Source organism: Janthinobacterium rivuli (assembly GCF_029690045.1).
In the GTDB taxonomy this organism is placed as follows: domain Bacteria; phylum Pseudomonadota; class Gammaproteobacteria; order Burkholderiales; family Burkholderiaceae_D; genus Janthinobacterium; species Janthinobacterium rivuli.
Map to the genome: position 1 here is coordinate 2,289,423 of NZ_CP121464.1, position 20,297 is coordinate 2,309,719.

At 63.9% G+C, this 20,297-nt stretch carries 17 protein-coding genes; 7 read left to right on the forward strand and 10 right to left on the reverse strand.

The features are described 5' to 3' along the window. Window positions 1-77 precede the first annotated feature (77 nt). On the forward strand, window positions 78-713 hold the full coding sequence (locus P9875_RS10540; protein ID WP_034758744.1) for an SAM-dependent methyltransferase: 636 nt from the start codon (window positions 78-80) through the stop codon (window positions 711-713). Window positions 714-759: 46 nt separating this feature from the next. On the opposite strand, the gene P9875_RS10545 is transcribed toward P9875_RS10540, so the two are convergent. The 4 genes from P9875_RS10545 to P9875_RS10560 all read right to left on the reverse strand — a co-directional run bounded on the left by P9875_RS10545 (window position 760) and on the right by P9875_RS10560 (window position 3,491). Further along, a complete protein-coding gene (locus P9875_RS10545; RefSeq protein WP_278318336.1) occupies window positions 760-1,185 on the reverse strand; it encodes a helix-turn-helix domain-containing protein in 426 nt (141 codons plus the stop codon). Beyond that, window positions 1,173-1,454 carry a type II toxin-antitoxin system HigB family toxin gene (locus P9875_RS10550; protein WP_035828903.1) on the reverse strand — a complete coding sequence of 94 codons (282 nt, stop codon included), beginning with the start codon at window positions 1,452-1,454 and terminating at the stop codon, window positions 1,173-1,175. The genes P9875_RS10545 and P9875_RS10550 overlap by 13 nt, the downstream gene beginning before the upstream one ends. 64 nt (window positions 1,455-1,518) lie before the next feature. Further along, window positions 1,519-2,793, reverse strand: coding sequence for a c-type cytochrome (locus P9875_RS10555; RefSeq protein ID WP_278318337.1), 1,275 nt, complete (start codon window positions 2,791-2,793; stop codon window positions 1,519-1,521). Next, window positions 2,790-3,491 carry a c-type cytochrome gene (locus P9875_RS10560; RefSeq protein ID WP_278318338.1) on the reverse strand — a complete coding sequence of 234 codons (702 nt, stop codon included), beginning with the start codon at window positions 3,489-3,491 and terminating at the stop codon, window positions 2,790-2,792. The genes P9875_RS10555 and P9875_RS10560 overlap by 4 nt, the downstream gene beginning before the upstream one ends. A gap of 152 nt (window positions 3,492-3,643) precedes the next feature. Here P9875_RS10560 and P9875_RS10565 point away from each other — a divergent pair, with 152 nt between their 5' ends. Beyond that, the gene (locus P9875_RS10565; RefSeq protein WP_278318339.1) at window positions 3,644-5,062 is read left to right on the forward strand and encodes a PLP-dependent aminotransferase family protein; all 1,419 of its coding nucleotides are present in this window, start codon (window positions 3,644-3,646) and stop codon (window positions 5,060-5,062) included. Between the two features lie 6 nt (window positions 5,063-5,068). On the opposite strand, the gene P9875_RS10570 is transcribed toward P9875_RS10565, so the two are convergent. The 3 genes from P9875_RS10570 to P9875_RS10580 are packed head-to-tail and all read right to left on the reverse strand — an operon-like array spanning window position 5,069 to window position 6,683. Then, on the reverse strand, window positions 5,069-5,497 hold the full coding sequence (locus P9875_RS10570; RefSeq protein ID WP_278318340.1) for an SMI1/KNR4 family protein: 429 nt from the start codon (window positions 5,495-5,497) through the stop codon (window positions 5,069-5,071). Between the two features lie 16 nt (window positions 5,498-5,513). Next, entirely contained in the window at window positions 5,514-6,164 is a 651-nt protein-coding gene (locus tag P9875_RS10575; RefSeq protein WP_219310863.1) for a 3'-5' exonuclease, read from the reverse strand. A 9-nt stretch (window positions 6,165-6,173) separates the two neighbouring features. Next, window positions 6,174-6,683, reverse strand: coding sequence for a ProQ/FINO family protein (locus tag P9875_RS10580; RefSeq protein ID WP_034758713.1), 510 nt, complete (start codon window positions 6,681-6,683; stop codon window positions 6,174-6,176). 568 nt (window positions 6,684-7,251) lie between these two features. On the opposite strand from P9875_RS10580, the gene rpoD reads away from it, so the two are divergent. Next, window positions 7,252-9,810 carry an RNA polymerase sigma factor RpoD gene (rpoD, locus tag P9875_RS10585; RefSeq protein ID WP_035826456.1) on the forward strand — a complete coding sequence of 853 codons (2,559 nt, stop codon included), beginning with the start codon at window positions 7,252-7,254 and terminating at the stop codon, window positions 9,808-9,810. Between the two features lie 66 nt (window positions 9,811-9,876). On the opposite strand, the gene P9875_RS10590 is transcribed toward rpoD, so the two are convergent. The 3 genes from P9875_RS10590 to ppc all read right to left on the reverse strand — a co-directional run bounded on the left by P9875_RS10590 (window position 9,877) and on the right by ppc (window position 15,880). After that, entirely contained in the window at window positions 9,877-11,004 is a 1,128-nt protein-coding gene (locus P9875_RS10590; RefSeq protein ID WP_278318341.1) for an HAF repeat-containing protein, read from the reverse strand. A gap of 54 nt (window positions 11,005-11,058) precedes the next feature. After that, a complete protein-coding gene (locus P9875_RS10595) occupies window positions 11,059-12,855 on the reverse strand; it encodes a PAS domain-containing sensor histidine kinase (protein ID WP_278318342.1) in 1,797 nt (598 codons plus the stop codon). A 175-nt stretch (window positions 12,856-13,030) separates the two neighbouring features. After that, the gene (gene ppc, locus P9875_RS10600; RefSeq protein WP_278318343.1) at window positions 13,031-15,880 is read right to left on the reverse strand and encodes a phosphoenolpyruvate carboxylase; all 2,850 of its coding nucleotides are present in this window, start codon (window positions 15,878-15,880) and stop codon (window positions 13,031-13,033) included. A gap of 243 nt (window positions 15,881-16,123) precedes the next feature. Here ppc and hemC point away from each other — a divergent pair, with 243 nt between their 5' ends. Genes hemC through P9875_RS10620 form a run of 4 tightly spaced genes read left to right on the forward strand, consistent with a single transcriptional unit; the run spans window position 16,124 to window position 20,249 of the window. Next, entirely contained in the window at window positions 16,124-17,128 is a 1,005-nt protein-coding gene (gene hemC, locus P9875_RS10605; RefSeq protein WP_278318344.1) for a hydroxymethylbilane synthase, read from the forward strand. Further along, a complete protein-coding gene (locus P9875_RS10610) occupies window positions 17,121-17,903 on the forward strand; it encodes a uroporphyrinogen-III synthase (protein WP_278318345.1) in 783 nt (260 codons plus the stop codon). The genes hemC and P9875_RS10610 overlap by 8 nt, the downstream gene beginning before the upstream one ends. After that, entirely contained in the window at window positions 17,900-19,048 is a 1,149-nt protein-coding gene (locus P9875_RS10615; protein ID WP_035826462.1) for a uroporphyrinogen-III C-methyltransferase, read from the forward strand. The genes P9875_RS10610 and P9875_RS10615 overlap by 4 nt, the downstream gene beginning before the upstream one ends. A gap of 34 nt (window positions 19,049-19,082) precedes the next feature. Then, window positions 19,083-20,249, forward strand: a complete 1,167-nt coding sequence (locus P9875_RS10620) for a heme biosynthesis protein HemY (RefSeq protein WP_035826463.1) — start codon at window positions 19,083-19,085, stop codon at window positions 20,247-20,249. The last annotated feature ends 48 nt before the right edge of the window (window positions 20,250-20,297 follow it).

Sequence of the window (20,297 nt, forward strand, 5' to 3'; positions counted from 1 at the left end):
GACAGGATGGCATGAGGTATCATGCCGGTATTGGACATACGACGAGCGGCACGCGCCGCTCACACTACTGGAATTACATGCTGATCATCACCATCAAACAGGGCAAGGAAAAGAGCTTGCTGGGCCAATCGTGGATTTACGCGTCCGCGATTGAAAAAGTCGAAGGCAAGCCGCAGGAAAAAATGAAGCCCGGCTCGACGGCCATCGTGCAAAGCTCGTCGAAGCAATTCATCGCCCGCGCCGCCTACAATTCGAAGTCGCAGATCCGCGCGCGCATCTGGAGCTTCAAGGAAGACGAACCGGTCGACCACGCGCTGATCAAGCGCCGGGTCAAGGCCGCCATCGAGAAAAAACTGCCAGCCATCAAGAAGGCGGGTGAAAACCAGCTGCTGACCCTGATCAAGGGCGAAGACGAGGGCTTGCCGGGCCTGGTGGTGCAGCTGTTCGGCGGCGTGCAAGGCTATCTGATCTGCGAATTCAACGCCGGCGGCGTCGACGCATGGAAAGTGGCCATCGTGCAATCGCTGATGGCCTCCACCGGTTGCGCCAATGTGTACGAGCGCTGCGACGACCTGATGCGCAAGGGCGAAGGCCTGCCCCTGATCGACGGCGCCCTGGCTGGCGAGGAGCCGCCCGATGAAGTCATGCTGACGGACAATGGCGTGCGTTATGCGCTGGATTTGAAGACGGGGCACAAAAGCAAGTTCCGCTGAAAGCGGCTGTTTGAAATGAAAAACCGGCGCCGGTTTTTTTACGAGCTCATGCAATAAAAACACTGGTGGGGACGTCGAAACGTTGCGCCAGAGCCTTGATTTGCCGCACATTCAGGTCCCGTTTGCCGTTGAGCACTTCAGACACGACGCCTTGGGTTCCCACTTCCGGCAGGTCGGATTGTGTCAGCGCCTGTTGCTCCATCAACAGGCGAAGCGTGGCGGCAGGCGAGACGGGGGCGGGCGGAAAATGCTCCTGGTCGTAATCGGCTATCAGCCGGCCGACACTGTCAACCAGCCCGGCCAAAGGGTGCTTTTCATCGGCCGCCCCGGCATCCAATAGCTGATGCAATACGCTGACAGCTTGTTCATAAGCGGCCGCATCAGGAATCGCCTGCAGAGGAACCAGCCTGGACAAGGCTTGATAGTGGACAGTGATTTCTGTAATCATTTCACGATGCATCAAGGCTTCCATGCGTCGTACTCCTTATGCGTCAGCACTTCCCGGATGAACAGCAACTGGCGATTGAAGTGAATCGCGGCGATGATCCGGTACTTGTTACCGCCAATATTAAAAACATAGTAATCGCCAACATGATCGGTGGCGTTAAATGTCGACTTCATCACAGCAAAATTGGCAAATGACCGCGATTCGATGATCTTGCGCCATGCCTGCATGGGTTCGCCCGCCAGCGGATGCCTGCTGGCGAAATCCATCAAAGCTTTGTTGGCGACGATGCGCATATGCATGCCGAAGTAATGCCATGATTCTCAGATTATCTCAATTTGAGATAATCGTCAAACGATCTTACTCCAGCGGCACGCTGCGGTATTTATTCACCTCCAGCGCCGACACCGCCGGCGCATCATTGCCCCACGACGCGCGCAGATACGTGACCACGGCAGCCACTTCCGCATCATCCATGACGGGGCCGAACGGCGGCATGCCGTAGGGGCGCGGGTTGCCGCGGGTGCCGGGCGCGAAACCGCCGTTGAGCACGAGGCGGATGGCGTTCACGGCCGACTCCGTCGTCAGCGCGCGGTTGCCGGCCAGCGGCGGGTAGCCGGGCGGCACGCCCTTGCCATCGGCCTGGTGGCAGCTCGCGCATTGCGCCTCATACAGTTTCGCGCCCAAGGCCAGTTGCTGCGTGGCTTGCTCCGACGTGCCGCGCGGCGCCTTTTTCACCGCTTGTGCCGGGCCTGGCAGGCTCTTCAGGTAGACGGCCATCGCCTGCACGTCGGCGTGGCTCATGTGCTGCAAGCTTTGCCGCACGACTTCCGCCATGGGGCCGAAGACGGTGGCGCGCGGCGACACGCCTGTTTGCAGCAATTCCACGATATGCGCCGTGTCCCAGTCGCCCAGGCCCGCTTCCGCGTCCGACGTCAGCGACGGCGCGTACCAGCCCAGCACGGGGATCAGGCCGCCCGACAGGCCGTCGTCGCTGCCGCCCAGGGTGGTACGGCTGCTATGGCAGGCGCTGCAGTGGCCCAGGCCCTGCACCAGGTAGGCGCCGCGGTTCCATTCCATGCTTTTGTTTGTGAGCGGCTGGTACACGCCCGGCTTGAAATACAGGGCGCGCCAGGCGGCCAGCGCGACCTGCTGGTTGTAGGGGAAGCGCAGCGCATGCGGCGCGTTCGCCTGCCTGTGCGGCGGCACGCTCTGGAAATACGCGTACAGTGCGTCGCTGTCTTCGCGCTGCACCTTGGTGTAGTTGGTGTAGGGAAAGGCCGGATACAGCAGCCGGCCATCCTTCGACTTGCCGTTGTGGATGGCGCGCCAGAAATCGTCGGCCGTCCAGCTGCCGATGCCCGTTTCCTTGTCGGCCGTGATGTTGGGCGAGAGCACCTTGCCGAACGGCGTCTGCAAGGCCCGGCCACCCGCGTAGGGCACGCCGCCGCGCGTCGTGTGGCAGGCCATGCAGTCGCCCGCCTTGGCCAGATAGGCGCCGCGCGCGACCAGCTGTTCCTGGCTCAGGGGGCTGGCCACGGGTGCCGGGCCCAGGTCGTCGGCTGGATACAGCAGGAATGTGGCGCTGCCGCCGGCAATCAGCAGCAAACCGGCCGCGATCATCCATTTTTTCATGGCGCCACCTGCGCGCTGGAGCCCGGTACGCCGCCGCAATGCAGCGGCAAGGGCAGGGCGATGCTGCTGGCGGGACGCGCGTCGGCGCTGGCCACCTGCGTGCCCAGCCAGGCCGAGACGGCGCCCACGTCCGCGTCCGACAGGCGCTGCGCCACTTGCGCCATGCAGTCGGGAGAGTGGGCGCGGCGGATACCGTTTTTCCAGGCGCCCAGCTGGGCGTTGATATAGTCGCGGGGCAAGCCCAGCAAGCCGGGGATGGCGGGCGCCACGCCGGCCAGTTGCTGGCCGTGGCAGGCTATACAGGCGGGAATCTTTTTGCCGGCGTCGCCGTGCAGCACCAGTTCCTTGCCACGCGCCAGGGCCGTCGTGCCGGCGCTGCTGGGCTGTGCCGGCGGCGGGGCCGGGTGCTGCGCCGCAAAATAGTCGGCGATTTCGCGCAGATAATCGTCAGGCAAGTGTTCCACCATATAGTTCATCATCGGATACTGGCGCCGTCCCTCGCGAAAGTTCAGCAGCTGGTTGTACAGGTAGCCTGCAGGTTTGCCGGCGATGCGGGGAAAGAAGGCATCGTGCTTTTCCTGCTGCGCATGGCAAGACGTGCACGCCTTGATACGCTGCTCCAGGCTGTCGTGGCTGGCGGAGATGGCAGTGGGCGCGGCGATGGCCAGCACCAGCGCGAGGGGAGAATGCAGTAGCATGGAAAGTCGCATGGAAAGATCACCTGTCTCGTCGGTCTGTGTCGCGTGCCGGTGTTGCTGCCCGGATGTTGTTACCCTAGCATATAACGGGGGCTGTCACTGTGACAGGATCAGTTGTGCAATAAAACTACGGATCAGTTTGAGGAGCAGGGTTGAAACGATATGAGGAATTGGCGGAAGAAGTGGCCGCCATGATCAGCACGCAGCTGTTGTTGCCAGGCGATAAATTGCCTTCCGTGCGCCAGCAGCATGCGCGCCGGGGCGTCAGTCCGTCGACGGTGTTCCAGGCCTATTATTTGCTCGAAGCGCGCGGCATGATCGTCTCGCGGCCCCGCTCCGGCTACTACGTGGCGCCGCAGCGCGCCGCGCTGGCGCCCGAGCCGGACAGTTCCCATCCGCTCGACGCCAGCACCACGGTCGACGTCAGCGACCTCGTGTTCGAGGTGCTGGGCGCCGTGGGGGCGCGCGATATCGTGCCGTTCGGCTCGGCGTTTCCCAGTCCGCACCTGTTCCCGATGGAAAAACTGGCGCGCGCCGTGTCGGCCAGCATGCGCCGCCTCGACCCGTGGAGCACCGTCACGGATTTATCCTTGGGCAATGCCGAGCTGCGCCGCCAGATCGCCCTGCGCTACCAGCAGGACGGCGTGCCCGTTTCCAGCGACGACATCGTCATCACGAATGGCGCGCTGGAAGCGCTGAACCTGTGCCTGCAAGCCGTCACGCGGCCTGGCGACACGGTGCTGATCGAGTCGCCCAGCTTCTATGCGTGCCTGCAGGCGCTGCAGCGGCTGGAACTGAAGGCGGTGGAAATTGCCACCAGCCCGCGCGACGGCGTCGACCTGGCGGCACTGGAAGAATTGCTGCAGCGACACCAGCCCAAGGCGTGCTGGCTGATGACGAATTTCCAGAATCCCCTGGGCAGCCTGATGTCGCCGGAAAAGAAGCGCGCACTGGTCGAATTGCTGGCGCGCCATGGCGTGCCGCTGATCGAGGATGACGTGTATGGCGAGCTGTACTTTGGCAAGCAGCGTCCGGGCCTGACGAAAAGCCATGACGGTGCGGGCCTGGTCATGCATTGCAGCTCGTTTTCCAAGACCCTGGCGCCCGGCTTCAGGCTGGGCTGGGCCATGGCGGGCCGCTACACGCGCCAGGTCGAGCGCCTGAAGCTGACCACCAGCCTGTCGGCGCCGATACCGTTGCAGATGGCGCTGGCCGACTACCTGGCGCAAGGCGGCTATGACCGCCATTTGCGCCAGCTGCGGCTGACCCTGGCGGCGCAGCAAAACACCATGCTGCAAGCCATTGCCGTGCATTTTCCGCCCGGCACGCGGGTGACGCGGCCGCAGGGCGGTTATTTCGTCTGGGTGGAGATGCCTGCCGGTATCGATGCGCTGGCCTTGCACCGCAGCGCGCTGGCGGCCGGCATCAGCATCGCGCCCGGCCCCATCTTTTCCGCCACGCGCGCGTTTCGCCACTGCATCCGCCTCAATTACGGCCATCCGTGGAGCGCGCAGCTGGAGGCGGCCATCGCCGCGCTGGGGCGGCTGGCGGCGCAGCAACTGGCGCCGTAGGGGAAGTCAGCCGGGACGGCCGGGCAGGGCGAGAAAGGCGCTAAAGTCGGGCGCCACCGTGCTGGTGGTTCCCGTTTCGTGCGACCACAGCACGACCACCGGCTCGCCCGATGGTCCAGACTGGGCATAGTCGAAACAATAGTAATCGCCCGTGCCGAATTGCGCGAAGGGCAGCAGGCTGGCGTGATCGATGCCGCTGCCGGCGAAGTTGTCCAGCCATGCCTGCCAGCCTTCGCGGTAGTGGCGGTCTATCGATTCCCAGGTCTTGCGCGGATTGTCCGCGTCATAGACGGGAAACAAGGTCAGTGCGCCCAGTGCGCGGCCATTGTTGTCCAGCAGCCATGCCGCGTACGATGGCGGCAACGGGCGGCCCAGTGCCTGCGCGGCTGCGGCGATGGCTGCGGCGCTGGTACCGGTGCTGTTTTTCTTGCGCATGCGATGGACGGTGGAATCAGGCCGGGGAGGCGGGCGCTGCCGGTGGCGCGGCGGCCGGGCGCGGGGCTTTTTGCGGCGCGACCTTGCCGCCGTCGGCGATCCAGCGGCGGTACACGCGCAGGGCTACTTGCGCATCGTCGGCCGCGTACAGAATCTGCTTTTCCGTCAGGCGCGAGGTGGCCCAGTTGGTGGTGGAGATCTTTTTCGATTTCTGCAGGTGCAGGCCGAAGAACTTGGCCACGGCCGTTTTCGCGCCCAGATCGTTGCGCTGGCCGCCGCGCAGGGCGACGGACAGGTCGAGCACCTGGGCCGGCGCGATGCCCAGCTTGTTGCGCAGGCGCTTGACGTCGTCGGACAGGCCAAAACCCACTTTCAGGGTGGTGGTCGATTCGAGGATGGCTTTGAGTTCCGCCAGGGCCGGCGCCGGCGTGCTGCCCACCTGGAACAGGTAGGCGATGTCGTCGGTGGCCAGCTGGATCAAATGCGGTCCCGTGGAGGACTCGCCTTTGACGAACGTCGGCTTCGATTCCGTATCGAAGCCGATGGCGTCCGCTGCCAGCAGGGCGGCCATGGCCGCCTGTGCATCATCGCTGGTGCGTACCAGCTTGACGTGGTCGAGGGCGATGCCTTGATACGGGGGCAGTGGCGGTGCGGCAGCTGTGTCCATGAAACCGGATCAGCCTTTGCGCGAGAATTTCGCGGTCAGCTGATTCAGTTTTTCCAGGCGCAGACGGTTCGCTTCTTCGGCGGCGGCCGCGTCGCGTTCGGCTTTCTTGCGCTCGGCTTCCTTCTTGAAGCGCTGCTGCAATACTTGCGTGGCGTGGTCGCGGTGGGTTTGCGTCACTTCCGCGCCGGCCGTGCCGTCGAGGTCGTAGCGTACCTTGGCTTTTTCCATCACGCGCAGGTAGCGCAGCGAACCCGTGTGGATGCCCAGCGCCGTGCGCATCAGCTTGCGGTCCAGGTCCGGCAGGCGCGCCAGGATCTGCTTGTCGATACCGATCGACAAGGGCAGGCAATCGCGGAATGGCGGGAATTGCTCCTGGAACTGCTTCAGCAGGGCGCGCGCGGTCAGGCCGGCTGGCGCCGGCGTGGTCGCTGCGGCCGGTGCCGCCGCTGGGGCTGCATCGACTGGCGTGTCAGGAGTGGTGGCTTGCTGGTCTGGCGTGGAGCTGGTCATCGACATCATTGGTTGGGCTATAAAAGGGGAGCATAGCACGCGCCACAGGCAAGTGCATTGTCTTTTTTGGCAACTTGACCTGCAATAAGCGGCTGCGCGCGACAGTCGGCACAGCGCGAAATGCGGGAAATGTGTATAATGTCGGCTTGCGCTGATGACTGGACCCTGTTTTTAAAGGTCTGGCTCAGGTGTGCAGGGGATAGGAGCAGTGCGGTGCAGGCCCCCAATTATTAGTATTTTTGATATCAGATATTTTGTTTATCAATTATCCAGATAACTGGCCGTCGTGCATAATCTTGCTCTCCGCTGTGTCTTCACTGAACAACAATAGATTCAAGCCCGTTCTGGTACGGGCTTTTTTTCATTCCGCAATGTACATCGCTTATTTATCTGACCCGGCTTCGGCCCGCCGCTCCCCATGACGGATGCGCGGGCTTTGAACGTCCCGATAGACAGGCGCCGCTGTCGTTAACACGGCAGCCGCAACAATACGCTCCATCGAGTCCGGTTTCGCAGGCTTAGGTGGAATCATTCACTTCGCGCCGACACCATCTGGTCTCGCATTAAGAGATATCTCATGAAGAATACGCCAAAAACTTTAACGTTGTCCGCCAAGGCGCCACGCCCAGCCGCGGCGCCACTTGCCGTACCCAAAACGACTTTATCTTACTTCATCGATAATGCGCAAGCGAATCCGGAAGCCACCGTCACGACGGCGCCGACCGTCGTCACCGTGGTGAAGAAAAGCCGCTCGCGCCTGGCTGCCGTGCCAGCGGCCGAAACGGCTGCGGAAGCGGCCGTCAGCGCCCCGGCCGCCGAGGCTGTTGCCGACGTGACCGAGGCCGCTGAAGCGGCACCGGCCAAAACGCCGAGCGTGAAGATCGCCCCCGGCGCCAAGGCTCCGGCCGCGCCGCGCAAGGTCAGCGAAAGCGCCGCCACGAATAAAGTGGTGACGGCAGCCCGTTCGAAAGTCGTGCGCGCCAAGCCGGAAGCGGCGCCCGTGACCATCATCACCGGCGCGCAAGTGGTCAGCAAGACCACGGACGCCGATGCCCTGGCCGCCATCGATACCTCGAATTACTTCCTGCCAACCGTCAAGGTGCCAGGCCGCCGTGGCCGCAAGCCTAGCGAATTCACGCCGGAAAACGATGAAGTGGCAGCACTCAACGCCGTCGAACGCGCCGAACTGAAGGCCGTGTCGAAAGCGCGCGACCGCAAGGCCAAAGGTGGCCTGGCGGACGCGCTGGGCGATCCGGAAGCCTCGGCAGCGGACCTGGAACGCCGCCGCAAGCAGATCACGGGCCTGATCAACATGGGCAAGGAACGCGGTTTCCTGACCTATGCCGAGATCAATGACCAATTGCCGGAAAACATCATCGATCCGGAAGCGATCGAAGGCATCATCGCCACCTTCAACGACATGGGCATCGCCGTCTATGAGCGCGCTCCTGACGCGGAAAGCCTGTTGTTGACTGACAACGTCGCCACCGTCACCAGCGACGATGAAGTGGAAGCGGCTGCCGCCACCGCCCTGTCGACCGTCGACTCCGACTTTGGCCGCACCACCGACCCCGTGCGCATGTACATGCGTGAAATGGGCGCCGTGGCGCTGCTGACGCGCGAAGGCGAGATCGAGATCGCCAAGCGCATCGAAGGCGGGCTGAAAGACATGATCCAGGCCATTTCCGCCTGCCCGACCACCATCGGCGAAATCGTTGCGCTGTCGCAAAAAATCGCGCGCGATGAAATCAAGGTCGATGAAGTGGTCGACGGCTTTGTCGACTTGAACGAAAGCAATGCCCCGGCGCCCGCCGCTGCCGCTGCGCCAGCCGCCGCCAGCGGTGACGACGAGGAAGAGGAAGAAGAAGCCGAGGAAGAAGACGGCGACGCCAATGGCGGCGCGGCCGGTTTCTCCAGCGAGCAGCTGGCCCAGCTGAAAAAGAATGCGCTGGAGAAATTCAACGTCATTTCGACGCAGTACGACAAGATGCGCAAGGCGCCCGAGGGTTACAACTCGAAAGCCTACATCAAGGCGCAGGAAGCCATTTCGCAGGAATTGCTGGGCATCCGCTTCACGGCCAAGGTCGTCGAGAAGCTGTGCGACACCCTGCGCGGCCAGATGGAAGAAGTGCGCCACATCGAGCGCGCCGTGCTGGAACTGTGCGTGAACAAATGCGGCATGCCGCGCGCCCACTTCATCAAGGTGTTCCCGGGCAATGAATGCGATCTGGAATGGGTCGACCGCGAAGTCGATTGCAAGTATCCGTACAGCGCCATCCTCAGCCGCAACGTGCCTGCCGTCAAGGAACTGCAAAAGAAGATGATCGACCTGCAAGCGCGCGTGGCCCTGCCGCTGGCTGACTTGCGCAAGATCAACAAGCAGATGGCTGCCGGCGAAAAGCGCGCGCGTCACGCAAAACGCGAAATGACGGTCGCCAACTTGCGCCTGGTCATTTCGATCGCCAAGAAATACATCAACCGCGGCTTGCAATTCCTCGATCTGATCCAGGAAGGCAACATCGGCTTGCTGAAGGCCGTCGACAAGTTCGAATACCGCCGCGGCTACAAGTTCTCGACCTACGCCACCTGGTGGATCCGCCAGGCCATCACGCGTTCGATCGCCGACATGGCCCGCACCATCCGTGTGCCGGTGCACATGATCGAAACGATCAACAAGATGAACCGCATCTCGCGCCAGATCATGCAGGAAACGGGCAGCGAGCCGGACCTGGCGACCCTGGCCGTCAAGATGGAAATGCCGGAAAACAAGGTGCGCGAGATCATGAAGATCGCGAAAGAGCCGATTTCCATGGAAACGCCGATGGGCGAAGATGGCGATTCGCAACTGGGCGACTTCATCGAAGACAACACGACCCTGGCGCCGCTGGACGCCGCGCTGCACGCCTCGATGCGCAACGTGATCAAGGAAGTGCTCGATTCCCTGACGCCGCGCGAAGCGAAAGTGCTGCGCATGCGTTACGGCGTGGAAATGTCGAACGACCACACCCTGGAAGAAGTGGGCAAGCAGTTCGACGTGACGCGCGAGCGCATCCGCCAGATCGAAGCGAAAGCCATGAGCAAGCTGCGCCAGCCTTCGCGCTCGGACAAGCTGAAAACCTTCCTGACGCAAAACTAAGCGTAGGGCAAGCAAACAAAAAAAGAGGCGCAAGCCTCTTTTTTTTCGTCCATCCCTAGCGTTGGCTTACATGAAATACGTGCGCTGGCCACGCAGGCCGGCGCGGAGCTGGTACAGTGCCACGCCGCTGGCGCCGAGGATGAAGGTGAGGAACAGCCAGTCCAATGGATTGCTGCGCTGCGGTGCGGGCGCCGCTTGCGACGGCACGGCGAAGGCCTGGAATTTATGTCCCGTGTAGACGGCGCCGACCACCAGCCCGGCGTCCGTGATCTTGTTGGTCAGGTACAGGCCGTCGTCGCGGCGGCGCACCGTCATCACGCCTTCCTTGTAGACAAAGGTCATCGGTTCAAAGCCGTTGATGTTGACGCTGCCGACGACGTGGCCGGCCGCGTTGACCGCCGTGGCGTAGCTGTCGCCCTGGCCGATCATGGCGCCCAGGTCGAGCATGCGTTTGCCGTCCCAGGCAAAGGCGTGCCAGCGGCGCTTTTCCGTTTCCGAGGCGCCCACGATCAGGCCTGCATCATTGATGGCGGTGGCTGAACTGATGCGTCCGCCGGGCAGGGTGCCGATTTCCTGCATGCCCGTGCCGGGGCGGTAGACGAAGGCGCGGCGGTAGCCGTCGCCGCGCTGCGCCGTGCCCACCACCATGCCATGTGTGTTCAGGCCGCTGGCATAGCTGCTGGCGCCGCCCAGGGTGCCCAGGTCTTGCAGGCTGAGGTCGGCTTTCGTCACAAAGGCGTGGAAATCGCCGGCGCTGGTATCGGCATAGCCGGCGATCATGCCGTCGCGCGTGATGGCCGTGGCATAGCTGCTGTTGCCGCCCAGGGTGCCCAGGTCGCGCATGCCGCCTGCTGCTTCAAAGCGGAAGGCATGCCAGGCGCCGCTGGCCGTCTGCGCCGAGCCCACCACCACGCCATGGGTATTGATGGCTTTGGTGAAACCTTCATTGCCACCCAGGGTGCCCAGTTCGCGGAGGCGGCCATGCTGATAGGTCACGGCGCGGCGCCGTCCTTCCTCTTCCATGATGATGCCGGCCACCAGCCCTGCCGGGTTCAGGTCGGACGCGATGCTGCCATTGCCATCCTTTTCACCAAAGCCCCGTTCGGCATAGATGGTGGCGCTGGCGGTGGGGATAGCGGCCAGCAGGAGCAGACTGAGCAGTGGGGCGGGGAAGCAGGAGAACCGTGGCAGCATGATAGTTTCCTCAAGAAAAAACTTACTATACTTTTTAATGCTGCCAATGCATACTCAATTAGCTACTATTTTTGATAATTTTTGTATTTCGTCATGCCCGGCCGGCGCGCTTTTCCTGGCCCGCGGCAAGCGGATGGCCAGCGCCGTGCCCTGGCCCGCCTGGCTGTCGATGCGCAGCTCGCCGCCCAGGGCGTGGACGCGTTCGCGGATGCTTTTCAGGCCGAAGGCGGCTTTCTTGCCGTGGGCGTCCGGCTGCATGCCGATGCCGTTGTCGCTGATGCGCAGCACGATGGCGTCCGTATCCTGCGCCAGCGCCACTTCCACTTCGCTGGCCTGGGCGTGGCGCACGATGTTCGACAGCGATTCCTGCAGCACGCGGAAGATGGCCGACGTCTGGCGCTGGTCCAGGCCCAGGTCGGGCGCCTCGCTGTCGAGCTTGAGCCGGTAGCGGATGGCGCCGCGGCTTTCCATCTGGCGTATCAGCCATTCCGCCGCCGGACCCAGTCCCAGCTCCAGGGTGCTGGGATGCAAGTCATTGATGATGGTGCGCACCGAACGGATGGTGGCGTCGATGGTGTCGAGCACGCGCTGGGTGTGGCGGTGCAGGCGCGGGTGGGTCCTGGCCGTGCGCGCGTGCAGCAGCGACACGTCGATGCGCAGCACCATCAGGTTCTGGCCCAGGTCGTCATGGATGTCGAGCGCGATGCGGCGCCTCTCTTCTTCCTTGATGGTTTGCTGGTGGTCGCTCAGTTCGCGCAGCTGGGCCAGGGTGCGCTGCAGGTTCTCCTCGTTGCGCTTGCTTTCCGTGATGTCGATGGCCATGGCGATGATCATCTGCGGCTGGCCATCGTCGTCAAATACGGGTTTCTTGTGCGTCTGCACCAGGCGGTTTTCCTGCATCTGCGCATTCCATACCAGTTCTTCGCGGATCACCACCTTGCGGCTGGCAAAGGCTTCCTGGTCCGCCGCGTGGAATCCCATGTTCTGTTCCTTGGGGAAATGTTGCAAGTCGCGTCCTTCGGCGATGTCTTGCTGGCACACGCCCCATTGCTGCTCGCAGGCCTGGTTCATCAGCACGATGCGCGAATCGGCATCTTTCAGGAACAGCGACAGGGGCATCATGGAAATGATGTCCTGCAGCCGCTCTTCGCTGCGCGCCAGGGCCGCTTCCGTTTGCGCGCGCATGGCGATTTCCGCGGAGAGCTGGAGATTGACATCGAGCAGCTGGGCCGTGCGCAGTGCCACGCGGCTTTCCAGCTCCGCATGGGCGACGGTCAAAGCGTGTTCGGCCCGCTTGTGTTCCGTGATGTCGCTGGCCAGCACGAGGGCGCCCGTCAGGCTGCCTTGCGGGTCGTACAGGCAGCGGCCGCTGATCATGGCCCAGCGCTCCGAGCCGTCGCTGTGCCGGTAACGCAGTTCTCCCATGCAGCTATCCGTGGCTGTCTGGCGCAGCGGACACAGGCGCAGCAAGGTCGCCTCGTCGTGGAATTCCTCCATGGAATGGTTCAGCAGCAGCTCGGCGGGGATGCCCAGCATGTCGCACAGGCGCTGGTTGACGTGCAGGATGCGACCGTGCGCATCCGTTTGCCACATGCCGTCCTGCGCCGTTTCGCTCAGGTCGCGGTAGCGCATGGCGCTGGCGTCGAGCTGCTGGCGCGTGCTGGCGAGGCGGGCGCGCAGCCTGCGCATCAGCCACATGGCCGTGCCGGCGGACGCCGCCAGCAGCAGCGACAGCCAGATGTGTTCCCAGAAGTCGAGTTGCTGCCAGGCCGCGCCCGCCAGCCAGCCCAGCATGATCAGGATGAGGGCGGCGCATGCCGCACTCAGCGTTTCAATCGACCATTTGCTCATCCGCGTTCCTGGCGTCATGGTTGGCCGCTGCGGTGCGCCTGGCGCCGCAGAGGGGGAGTATCAACCGCTAGTGTAATACCAATTGTTGTTTTCTTGAGAATATTTTTCCATTGGGCAAGCAAAAGGGCCGGCCCTTGCGGCGCCGGCCCTGTTTGCCGATGGCAAGGTGACGCGATCAGCCCGTATTGCGCAGACCGGCCGCCACGCCATTGATCGACAGCTGGATGCCGCGGTGCACCCGTTCGTCGACTTTGCTGGCGCTGGACAGGGCGCGGTTGCGCTTGATCAATTCCACCTGCAAGTGGTTCAGCGGGTCGAGATAGGCGAAGCGGTTCTGAATCGAGCGGGCCAGCAGCGGGTTGCCCGCCAGGCGCTCGGTATTGCCGGTGATCAGCTCCAGGCAGCGCAAGGTGTTGCCATGCTCATCCGTGATGCGCTTGTAGATGCGTTCGCGCAAGCCCTGGTCCGCCACCAGTTCCGCATAGCGCGAGGCGATCGCCAGGTCCGTCTTGGCCAGCACCATGTCCATGTTCGACAGCAGGGTGGCAAAGAATGGCCATTCGGCGTACATGGCGCGCAGGGTGGCGATCCTGTCGTCCTGCGCGGCGCCGTCGGCCTGCTTGATCCACGCTTCGATGGCGCTGCCGAAGCCGAACCAGCCCGGCAGCAGCAAGCGGCACTGGCCCCAGGAAAAGCCCCAGGGAATGGCGCGCAAGTCTTCGATGCGCTGGTTGGCCTTGCGCGAGGCGGGGCGCGAACCGAGGTTCAATTCGGCAATTTCCGCAATCGGCGTGGCCGAGAAGAAATACTCCGTAAAACCCGGCGTTTCATACACGAGGTGGCGGTAGGCGTGATAGGCCAGGTCCGACAGCTGCGCCATCACCGCTTCGAACTGCGCCAGCTCGCTTGCGTGCGCGGGATTGGCCGCCTGCGGCGCCAGGCTCGCTTCCAGGGTGGCGGCGACCAGCAATTCCAGGTTGCGCCGGCCGATTTCCGCGTTGGAAAACTTCGAGGCGATGATTTCGCCTTGCTCCGTCAGGCGGATCTGGCCGTTGACGGTGCCCGGCGGCTGGGCCAGGATGGCTTCGTAGCTGGGTCCGCCGCCGCGGCCCACCGTGCCGCCACGGCCATGGAACAGGCGCAGCTTGACGCCGGCCTTCTGGAAGTCGGAGACCAGCGCCAGTTCGGCCTTGTACAGTTCCCAGTTCGACGTCAGGAAGCCGCCATCCTTGTTCGAATCGGAATAGCCGAGCATGACTTCCTGCAACTGTCCCTGCTTGGCGATCAATTGTTTTACCAGGGGCAAGGCCATCACCTCGCTCATGATGCCGGCCGCGCGCTGCAGGTCGGGGATCGTTTCGAACAGGGGGATGACCATCAGCTCGCAGCTGCTGTCACCGTCGCCGCCGGCTTTCCAGTCGGTGCGCAGCAAGCCCGTTTCCTTTTGCAGCAGCAACACTTCCAGCAGGTCGGAGACGGTTTCCGTGTGCGAAATGATGTAGTTGCGGATGGCCCGCGCGCCGTAGCGCTGGCGGATGTCGCGCGCCGCGCGCAAAATCGCCAGCTCGGAATCCGTTTCCGTGGCGTAGGCGATGTAAGGCGAGTACAGCAAACGCGGCTGGGCCAGTTCGCTCAGCAGCAGCGCCTGCTTGTCTTCCTCGGACAGGGACGTGTAATCGGCGGCCACGCCGCTTTGCGCGAACAGGTCGGCCAGCACGCGCTCGTGCACGTCGGACGTCTGGCGCATGTCCAGCGAGGCCAGGTGGAAACCGAAGATGTCGGCCGCGCGCGCCAGCGTGGCCAGGCGCGGACGCACGAGGGCCGCGCCGTGGTGCGATTCGAGCGAGGCGACGATGGTGCGCAAGTCGGTGACAAACGCGGCCGCGTCAGGGTAGGGCGCGGCCGCGCCCACTTCCTTGCGCAGGATATTGGTGGCGCCCAGCGCGCGGGCCGTGGCGGCCAGGCGCGCATAGATGCCGATCAGGGCGCGGCGGTACGGCTCGTCGCTGCGGTGCGGCGAGGCGTCCGGCGACTGGTCGGCCAGCGCTTGCAGTTCGGCGCTGACGCCCACCATCAGGGTCGAGACGGACAATTCCGCGCCCAGCGCGTGCACTTCGTCGAGGTAAAAGTCGAGGATGGTGGTGGCGTGGCGCGCCAGCGCGTGCTGCATGGTGCCCGCGTTGACGTTCGGGTTGCCGTCACGGTCGCCGCCGATCCAGCTGCCCATCTGCACGTAGGCGGCATTGATCGGTACTATCGTGCCGTCGCCGTTCGGGTACTCGGCGGCGATGTCATCCTCGATGTCGTCATACAGGCCCGGCAGTTCGCGCAAAAAGGTAATGCGGTAGTAGGACAGGGCGTTTTCGATTTCGTCGGCCACCGTCAGCTTCGAGTAGCGCAGCATGCGCGTCTGCCACAGGGTGGAGACGCGCGAGCGCAGCAGCTGCAGGTTGGCTTGCCGCTCTTTCGGCGTCTGCGGCAGGTCGCGCTCGGCCAGCAGGCGGGCGATGTCGTGCTCGGCGTCGAGGATGCTCTTGCGCTGCACTTCCGTCGGGTGGGCCGTCAGCACGGGCGCGATCAGGGCGTCCTGGAAAAAGGTGTCGACGGTCTTGCGCGGCACGCCGGCCATGCGCAGTTTTTTCAGGGCGAAGCTGACGCTGCCCTTTTGCGCGCTGGACCCTGCCAGCAGGTGGGCGCGGCGGCGGCGGATGTGGTGCTGGTCTTCCGCGATGTTGGCCAGGTGCGAGAAATAGGAAAAGGCGCGCACGACGGAAATCGTCTGTTCGCGGCTCAGTTCCTTGAGCATGGCGTCGAGCTCCAGGGCCGCGCCCGCGTCCGCTTCGCGGCGGAAGCGCACGGACGTCTGGCGTATGGTTTCCACCACATTGAAGACGGCGTCGCCCTCTTGTTCGCGCAGCACGTCGCCCAGCAGGCGGCCCAGCAGGCGGATGTCTTCTTTCAGCGGCGCGTCCTTGTCGGAGCCGGCCGCTGGAACTATTTCTGGTGCTACTGCGTCATTGAGCATAATAAAGAACCAAAGTAAGTGTAAAAGCAAGGGAATGTGGATCGCACCGGGCGTTTGGCCGCAGAGGGGAGGGGGCGCATGATAAAATTTGTGGTCTTCAACATGGACGCTAGCCTGACTTGGCCGTTTAGGCCAAGGGATAACGATTATAGCGACGCCGGGCGCCATTCCGATACAAATTGATATCGGACGGGCGAATTGGCAACGATAATGACAACGACAGCCACAGCGAAAGAACTTGTTTTGAAAGCATCCGAATTGACCCCGAACGAATTGACTATTCCCGCCCGCCTGGTGATCGCCACGCGCGAGAGCCGTCTTGCCATGTGGCAAGCTGAACACGTGCGTGCGCGTCTGGCCGCCCTGTATCCGCAGTGTAGCGTTGAAATTCTCGGCATGACCACACGCGGCGACCAGATTCTGGACCGCGCCCTGTCCAAGGTAGGCGGCAAGGGCCTGTTCGTCAAGGAGCTGGAAGTGGCGATGGAAGAAGGCCGCGCCGACCTGGCCGTGCATTCGCTCAAAGACGTGCCGATGGAGTTGCCGGAAGGCTTTGCCCTGGCCGCCATCCTCGAGCGCGAAGACCCGCGCGACGCGTTCGTGTCGAACGATTACGCCAGCCTGGCCGAGCTGCCGCATGGCGCCGTGGTCGGCACCAGCAGCCTGCGCCGCCAGTCGCTGATCGCCGCGCGCTATCCGCACCTGACGATTTTGCCCCTGCGCGGCAATCTCGATACGCGCTTGGGCAAGCTGGACCGTGGCGATTACGCCGCCATCATCCTGGCCGCCGCCGGCCTGAAACGCCTGGGCCTGGCGTCGCGCATCCGCGCCGTACTGGCGCCGGAAGACAGCCTGCCGGCGGCAGGCCAGGGCGCCATGGCGATCGAAATCCGCAGCGGCCGTGCTGACGGCGCCGACCTGGTGCGCTTGCTGGCGCCGCTGAACCATGCCGACACGGCGCAGGCCGTCACGGCCGAGCGCAAGGTATCGAAGATTTTCGGCGGCAGCTGCCAGATTCCGCTGGCCGCGTTCGCCACCGTCGAGGGCGAACAGATGCGGTTGCGCGCCATGGTCGCCACGCCGGACGGCGCGCGCATGGCCAGCGCAGACGTCAGTGGCCCGGCCAGCGCGCCGGAACAGCTGGGCGAGCAAGTGGCTGAACTGCTGCGCGGGCAAGATGCAGCCGGCATCCTCGCCTCGTGTGCCGTCACGCCCGACAACCATGAAGGCCTGGCGCCGCATGCCTGACACCGTGGTGATCACGCGGCCCGCGCAACAAGCGGGGCCGCTGGCCGCCAGGATCGCGGCGCTGGGCTTGCCCGTGCAGCTGCTGCCGCTGCTGGAAATCCACGCGCTTGACGGCGCGGACGAATGCGCGCAGTTGCAAGCCGTGCTGGCGCACCTGGCGGAATATGACCTGGTGGCCTTCGTCTCGCCCAACGCCATCGACTGCGTCTTTGCGCACCTGCCCGCCTGGCCGGCAGGCTTGCCGCTGGCGGTGGTGGGCGAGGGCAGCAAGATGGCCCTGGCCGCGCATGGCGTCACGGATGCGAATGCCAGCATCACGAGTCCGCTGGACACGGCGCGCAGCGATTCCGAACATTTATTGCTGGCGCTGGACTTGCCGGCCCTGCGCGGCAAGCGCGTGCTGATCGTGCGCGGCGATGGCGGACGCGATTACCTGGCCGACGGCTTGCGCGCGGCCGGCGCCGAGGTCGAGTTCATCACGGCTTATCGGCGCAAGGTGCCGACGCTGACGCCGGCCTTGCGGGCGACCCTGGAAAATCTGTTGCAGCATAATAATGACTGGATCATCACCAGCTCGGAAGCGCTGCGCGGTTTGCTGGCGCTGCTGGGCCAAATGGATGCTGAAAAGACGGCTGTTGTGAAAATGCAACAGCAGCATCTGATCGTGCCGCACGCCCGCATTGCACAAACGGCGGCGGCCCTGGGTTTCGCCCGTGTCACCCTGACAGGATCAGGCGACGCAGGAGTGCTCGCCGCGTTACAATCACGACCATGAACGAAATGCCTACACTCTCCGAACCGAATGCAACGCCTGGCAGCGCCGTGAAGACGGCGCCGCAGGCGGCCGACCAACCTGCCGGCCGCGCGCCGACCCTGCTGGAACAGCTGCAAAAGCCCATGAGCATCGCCGTCATCGTGCTGGCCGTGCTGCTGGCTGCGCAAAGCTGGTCGACCAGCAAGCAGATCCGCAACCTGCGCGAAGAAGTGGCCAAGCGCCTGCAAAAGGGCGACGTCAGCAACGCCGAAACGGGCGTGCTGGCGCGCAACGTGCAAGAAGGCACGAAAGAGCTGGAAATCAAGGTGGGTGCGCTGGAAAACCGCCAGAGCGAAACGCAAAGCCAGCAGTTGGCCCTGGAACAACTGTATAACGACTTGTCGAAAAACCGCGACGAGTGGGCGCTGACGGAAATCGAGCAAGTGCTGTCGACGGCCAGCCAGCAGCTGCAACTGGCCGGCAACGTGCCCGGCGCGCTGATCGCCCTGCAAAACGCGGACCGCAGCCTGTCGCGTTCCGACAAGCCGCAATTCATCACCATCCGCCGCGCCATCGGGCGCGACATGGAAAAACTCAAGGCCCTGCCCAGCGTCGATTCGACGGGCGTGGCCCTGCGCCTCGACGCCGTGATCGCCCAGGTCGATTCCCTGCCGATGCTGTCCGACGAAACGCCGGCCTTGCCGGCCGCGCCGGAAAAAACCGGCAAGGCCAAGCCTGTGCGCGACGCCGCCGGCAAGCTGGTGGGACCGCCGGCGCCGGAACCGCTGCTGCAAAAAGTGCGCGACGGCTTCAATACCTGGAGCGGCGACATGTGGGCCGACGTGCGCCAATTGATCCGCATCCGCCGTGTCGATACGCCGGAAGCGCTGATGCTGTCGCCGACGCAGTCGTATTTCTTGCGTGAAAACGTCAAGCTGCGCCTGCTCAACGCCCGCATGGCTTTGTTGTCGCGCAATGAAACGGCTTTCCGCAACGACTTGATCGCTGCGCAGGATGCGCTGGCCAAGTATTTCGACACCCGCGCCAAGAGCACGCAGACGGCGCAAGCCCTGCTGCGCCAAGTGCAGGGCAGCAACCTGGCCATCGAAATGCCAACCTTGTCCGACAGCCTGACGGCTGTGCGCAACTACAAAGCGAAGTCCTGAGCCCATGCGTCTATTTCTCTGGTTACTCGCCCTGATGGCCGCGGCGATCGGTATCGCCGTGACGGCCCGTTTCAATCCCGGCAACGTGGTGCTGTTCTATCCGCCGTACCGCATCGACTTGTCGCTGAACTTCTTCCTGCTGCTGCAGGTCGTGCTGTTCGTGCTGCTGTACCTGTTGGTGCGCGCCGTGCGCGCCACCGTGCGCATGCCGGCGCAAGTGGCGGCCTACCGCCAGCGCAAGCGTGAGCGCGACGGCAACAAGGGCTTGCGCGAAGCCTTGAAAGCCCTGTTCGAAGGCCGTTTCGGCCATGCCGAGAAGGCCGCCTTGCGCGCCGCCGAGTTGGAAGAAAACGCCGGCCTGGCGGCACTGATCGGCGCGCGCGCCGCGCACCGCATGCGCCAGTCCGAACGCCGCGACAGCTGGCTGTCCCGCGTCGAAGGCGATGCCAGCCTGAAGACGGCCCGTTTGATGACGGTGACGGAATTGCTGGTCGACGACCACCAGCCGGAAGCGGCCCTGGCCGCCGTGCGCGAACTCAATGCCAGCGGCACGCGCCACATCCACGCGCTGCAATGGTCGCTCAAGGCCGAGCAGCAGGCAAAGAACTGGCCGGAAGTGCTGCGCCTCGTGCGTTCGCTCGACAAGCACCGCGCCCTGCATCCGGCCCTGTCGTCGCGCTTGCGCGAACTGGCTTACGAGCATTTGCTGTCCGACCCGTCGCATGACGCCGAATCCCTGATGCGCGTGTGGTCCACCGTGCCGAGCGCGGACCGGGTCAAGCCGTACATCGCCTGCCGCGCCGCCACGGCCCTGAATGCGCGCGGCCTGCACGATGAAGCGCGCCTCGTGTGCGAAGAGTCGCTGGCCGCCGACTGGGACGAGCGCGTCGTGCGCGCCTACCGCGAAGCGGCGGCGCCAAGCGGCACGCCGGCCCTGCTGCTGCAGATCGAGCATTGCGAGCAATGGATGAAACAGCGTCCGCTGGACGCGGAACTGGCGCTGACCCTGGGTACCCTGTGCCTCAAGCAAAAACTGTGGGGCAAGGCCCAGCGCCACCTGGAGCAGGCTTTGTCGGACGCGAACGAGCCGCAGATGGTGCGCGACGCCCACCTGAAGCTGGCGCAGATGCACGACGCCTTGCAGCAGACGGAACAGGCTGCCGCGCATTACCGGCAGTGCGCACTGGCTACTATCCTGTAAGCCACTTGTTTCTTCAGACGTAAAAAAGCCGTTCAGTGCAGACTGAAC

What these genes read in the sequence shown, in the direction of transcription:
- P9875_RS10540 (WP_034758744.1), top strand. Translation starts at nt 78, where the DNA reads ATGCTGATCATCACCATCAAACAGGGCAAGGAAAAGAGCTTGCTGGGC.
- P9875_RS10545 (WP_278318336.1), bottom strand. Translation starts at nt 1,185, where the DNA reads ATGGAAGCCTTGATGCATCGTGAAATGATTACAGAAATCACTGTCCAC.
- P9875_RS10550 (WP_035828903.1), bottom strand. Translation starts at nt 1,454, where the DNA reads ATGCGCATCGTCGCCAACAAAGCTTTGATGGATTTCGCCAGCAGGCAT.
- P9875_RS10555 (WP_278318337.1), bottom strand. Translation starts at nt 2,793, where the DNA reads ATGAAAAAATGGATGATCGCGGCCGGTTTGCTGCTGATTGCCGGCGGC.
- P9875_RS10560 (WP_278318338.1), bottom strand. Translation starts at nt 3,491, where the DNA reads ATGCTACTGCATTCTCCCCTCGCGCTGGTGCTGGCCATCGCCGCGCCC.
- P9875_RS10570 (WP_278318340.1), bottom strand. Translation starts at nt 5,497, where the DNA reads ATGCGCAAGAAAAACAGCACCGGTACCAGCGCCGCAGCCATCGCCGCA.
- P9875_RS10575 (WP_219310863.1), bottom strand. Translation starts at nt 6,164, where the DNA reads ATGGACACAGCTGCCGCACCGCCACTGCCCCCGTATCAAGGCATCGCC.
- P9875_RS10580 (WP_034758713.1), bottom strand. Translation starts at nt 6,683, where the DNA reads ATGATGTCGATGACCAGCTCCACGCCAGACCAGCAAGCCACCACTCCT.
- rpoD (WP_035826456.1), top strand. Translation starts at nt 7,252, where the DNA reads ATGAAGAATACGCCAAAAACTTTAACGTTGTCCGCCAAGGCGCCACGC.
- P9875_RS10590 (WP_278318341.1), bottom strand. Translation starts at nt 11,004, where the DNA reads ATGCTGCCACGGTTCTCCTGCTTCCCCGCCCCACTGCTCAGTCTGCTC.
- P9875_RS10595 (WP_278318342.1), bottom strand. Translation starts at nt 12,855, where the DNA reads ATGAGCAAATGGTCGATTGAAACGCTGAGTGCGGCATGCGCCGCCCTC.
- ppc (WP_278318343.1), bottom strand. Translation starts at nt 15,880, where the DNA reads ATGCTCAATGACGCAGTAGCACCAGAAATAGTTCCAGCGGCCGGCTCC.
- P9875_RS10610 (WP_278318345.1), top strand. Translation starts at nt 17,121, where the DNA reads ATGCCTGACACCGTGGTGATCACGCGGCCCGCGCAACAAGCGGGGCCG.
- P9875_RS10615 (WP_035826462.1), top strand. Translation starts at nt 17,900, where the DNA reads ATGAACGAAATGCCTACACTCTCCGAACCGAATGCAACGCCTGGCAGC.
- P9875_RS10620 (WP_035826463.1), top strand. Translation starts at nt 19,083, where the DNA reads ATGGCCGCGGCGATCGGTATCGCCGTGACGGCCCGTTTCAATCCCGGC.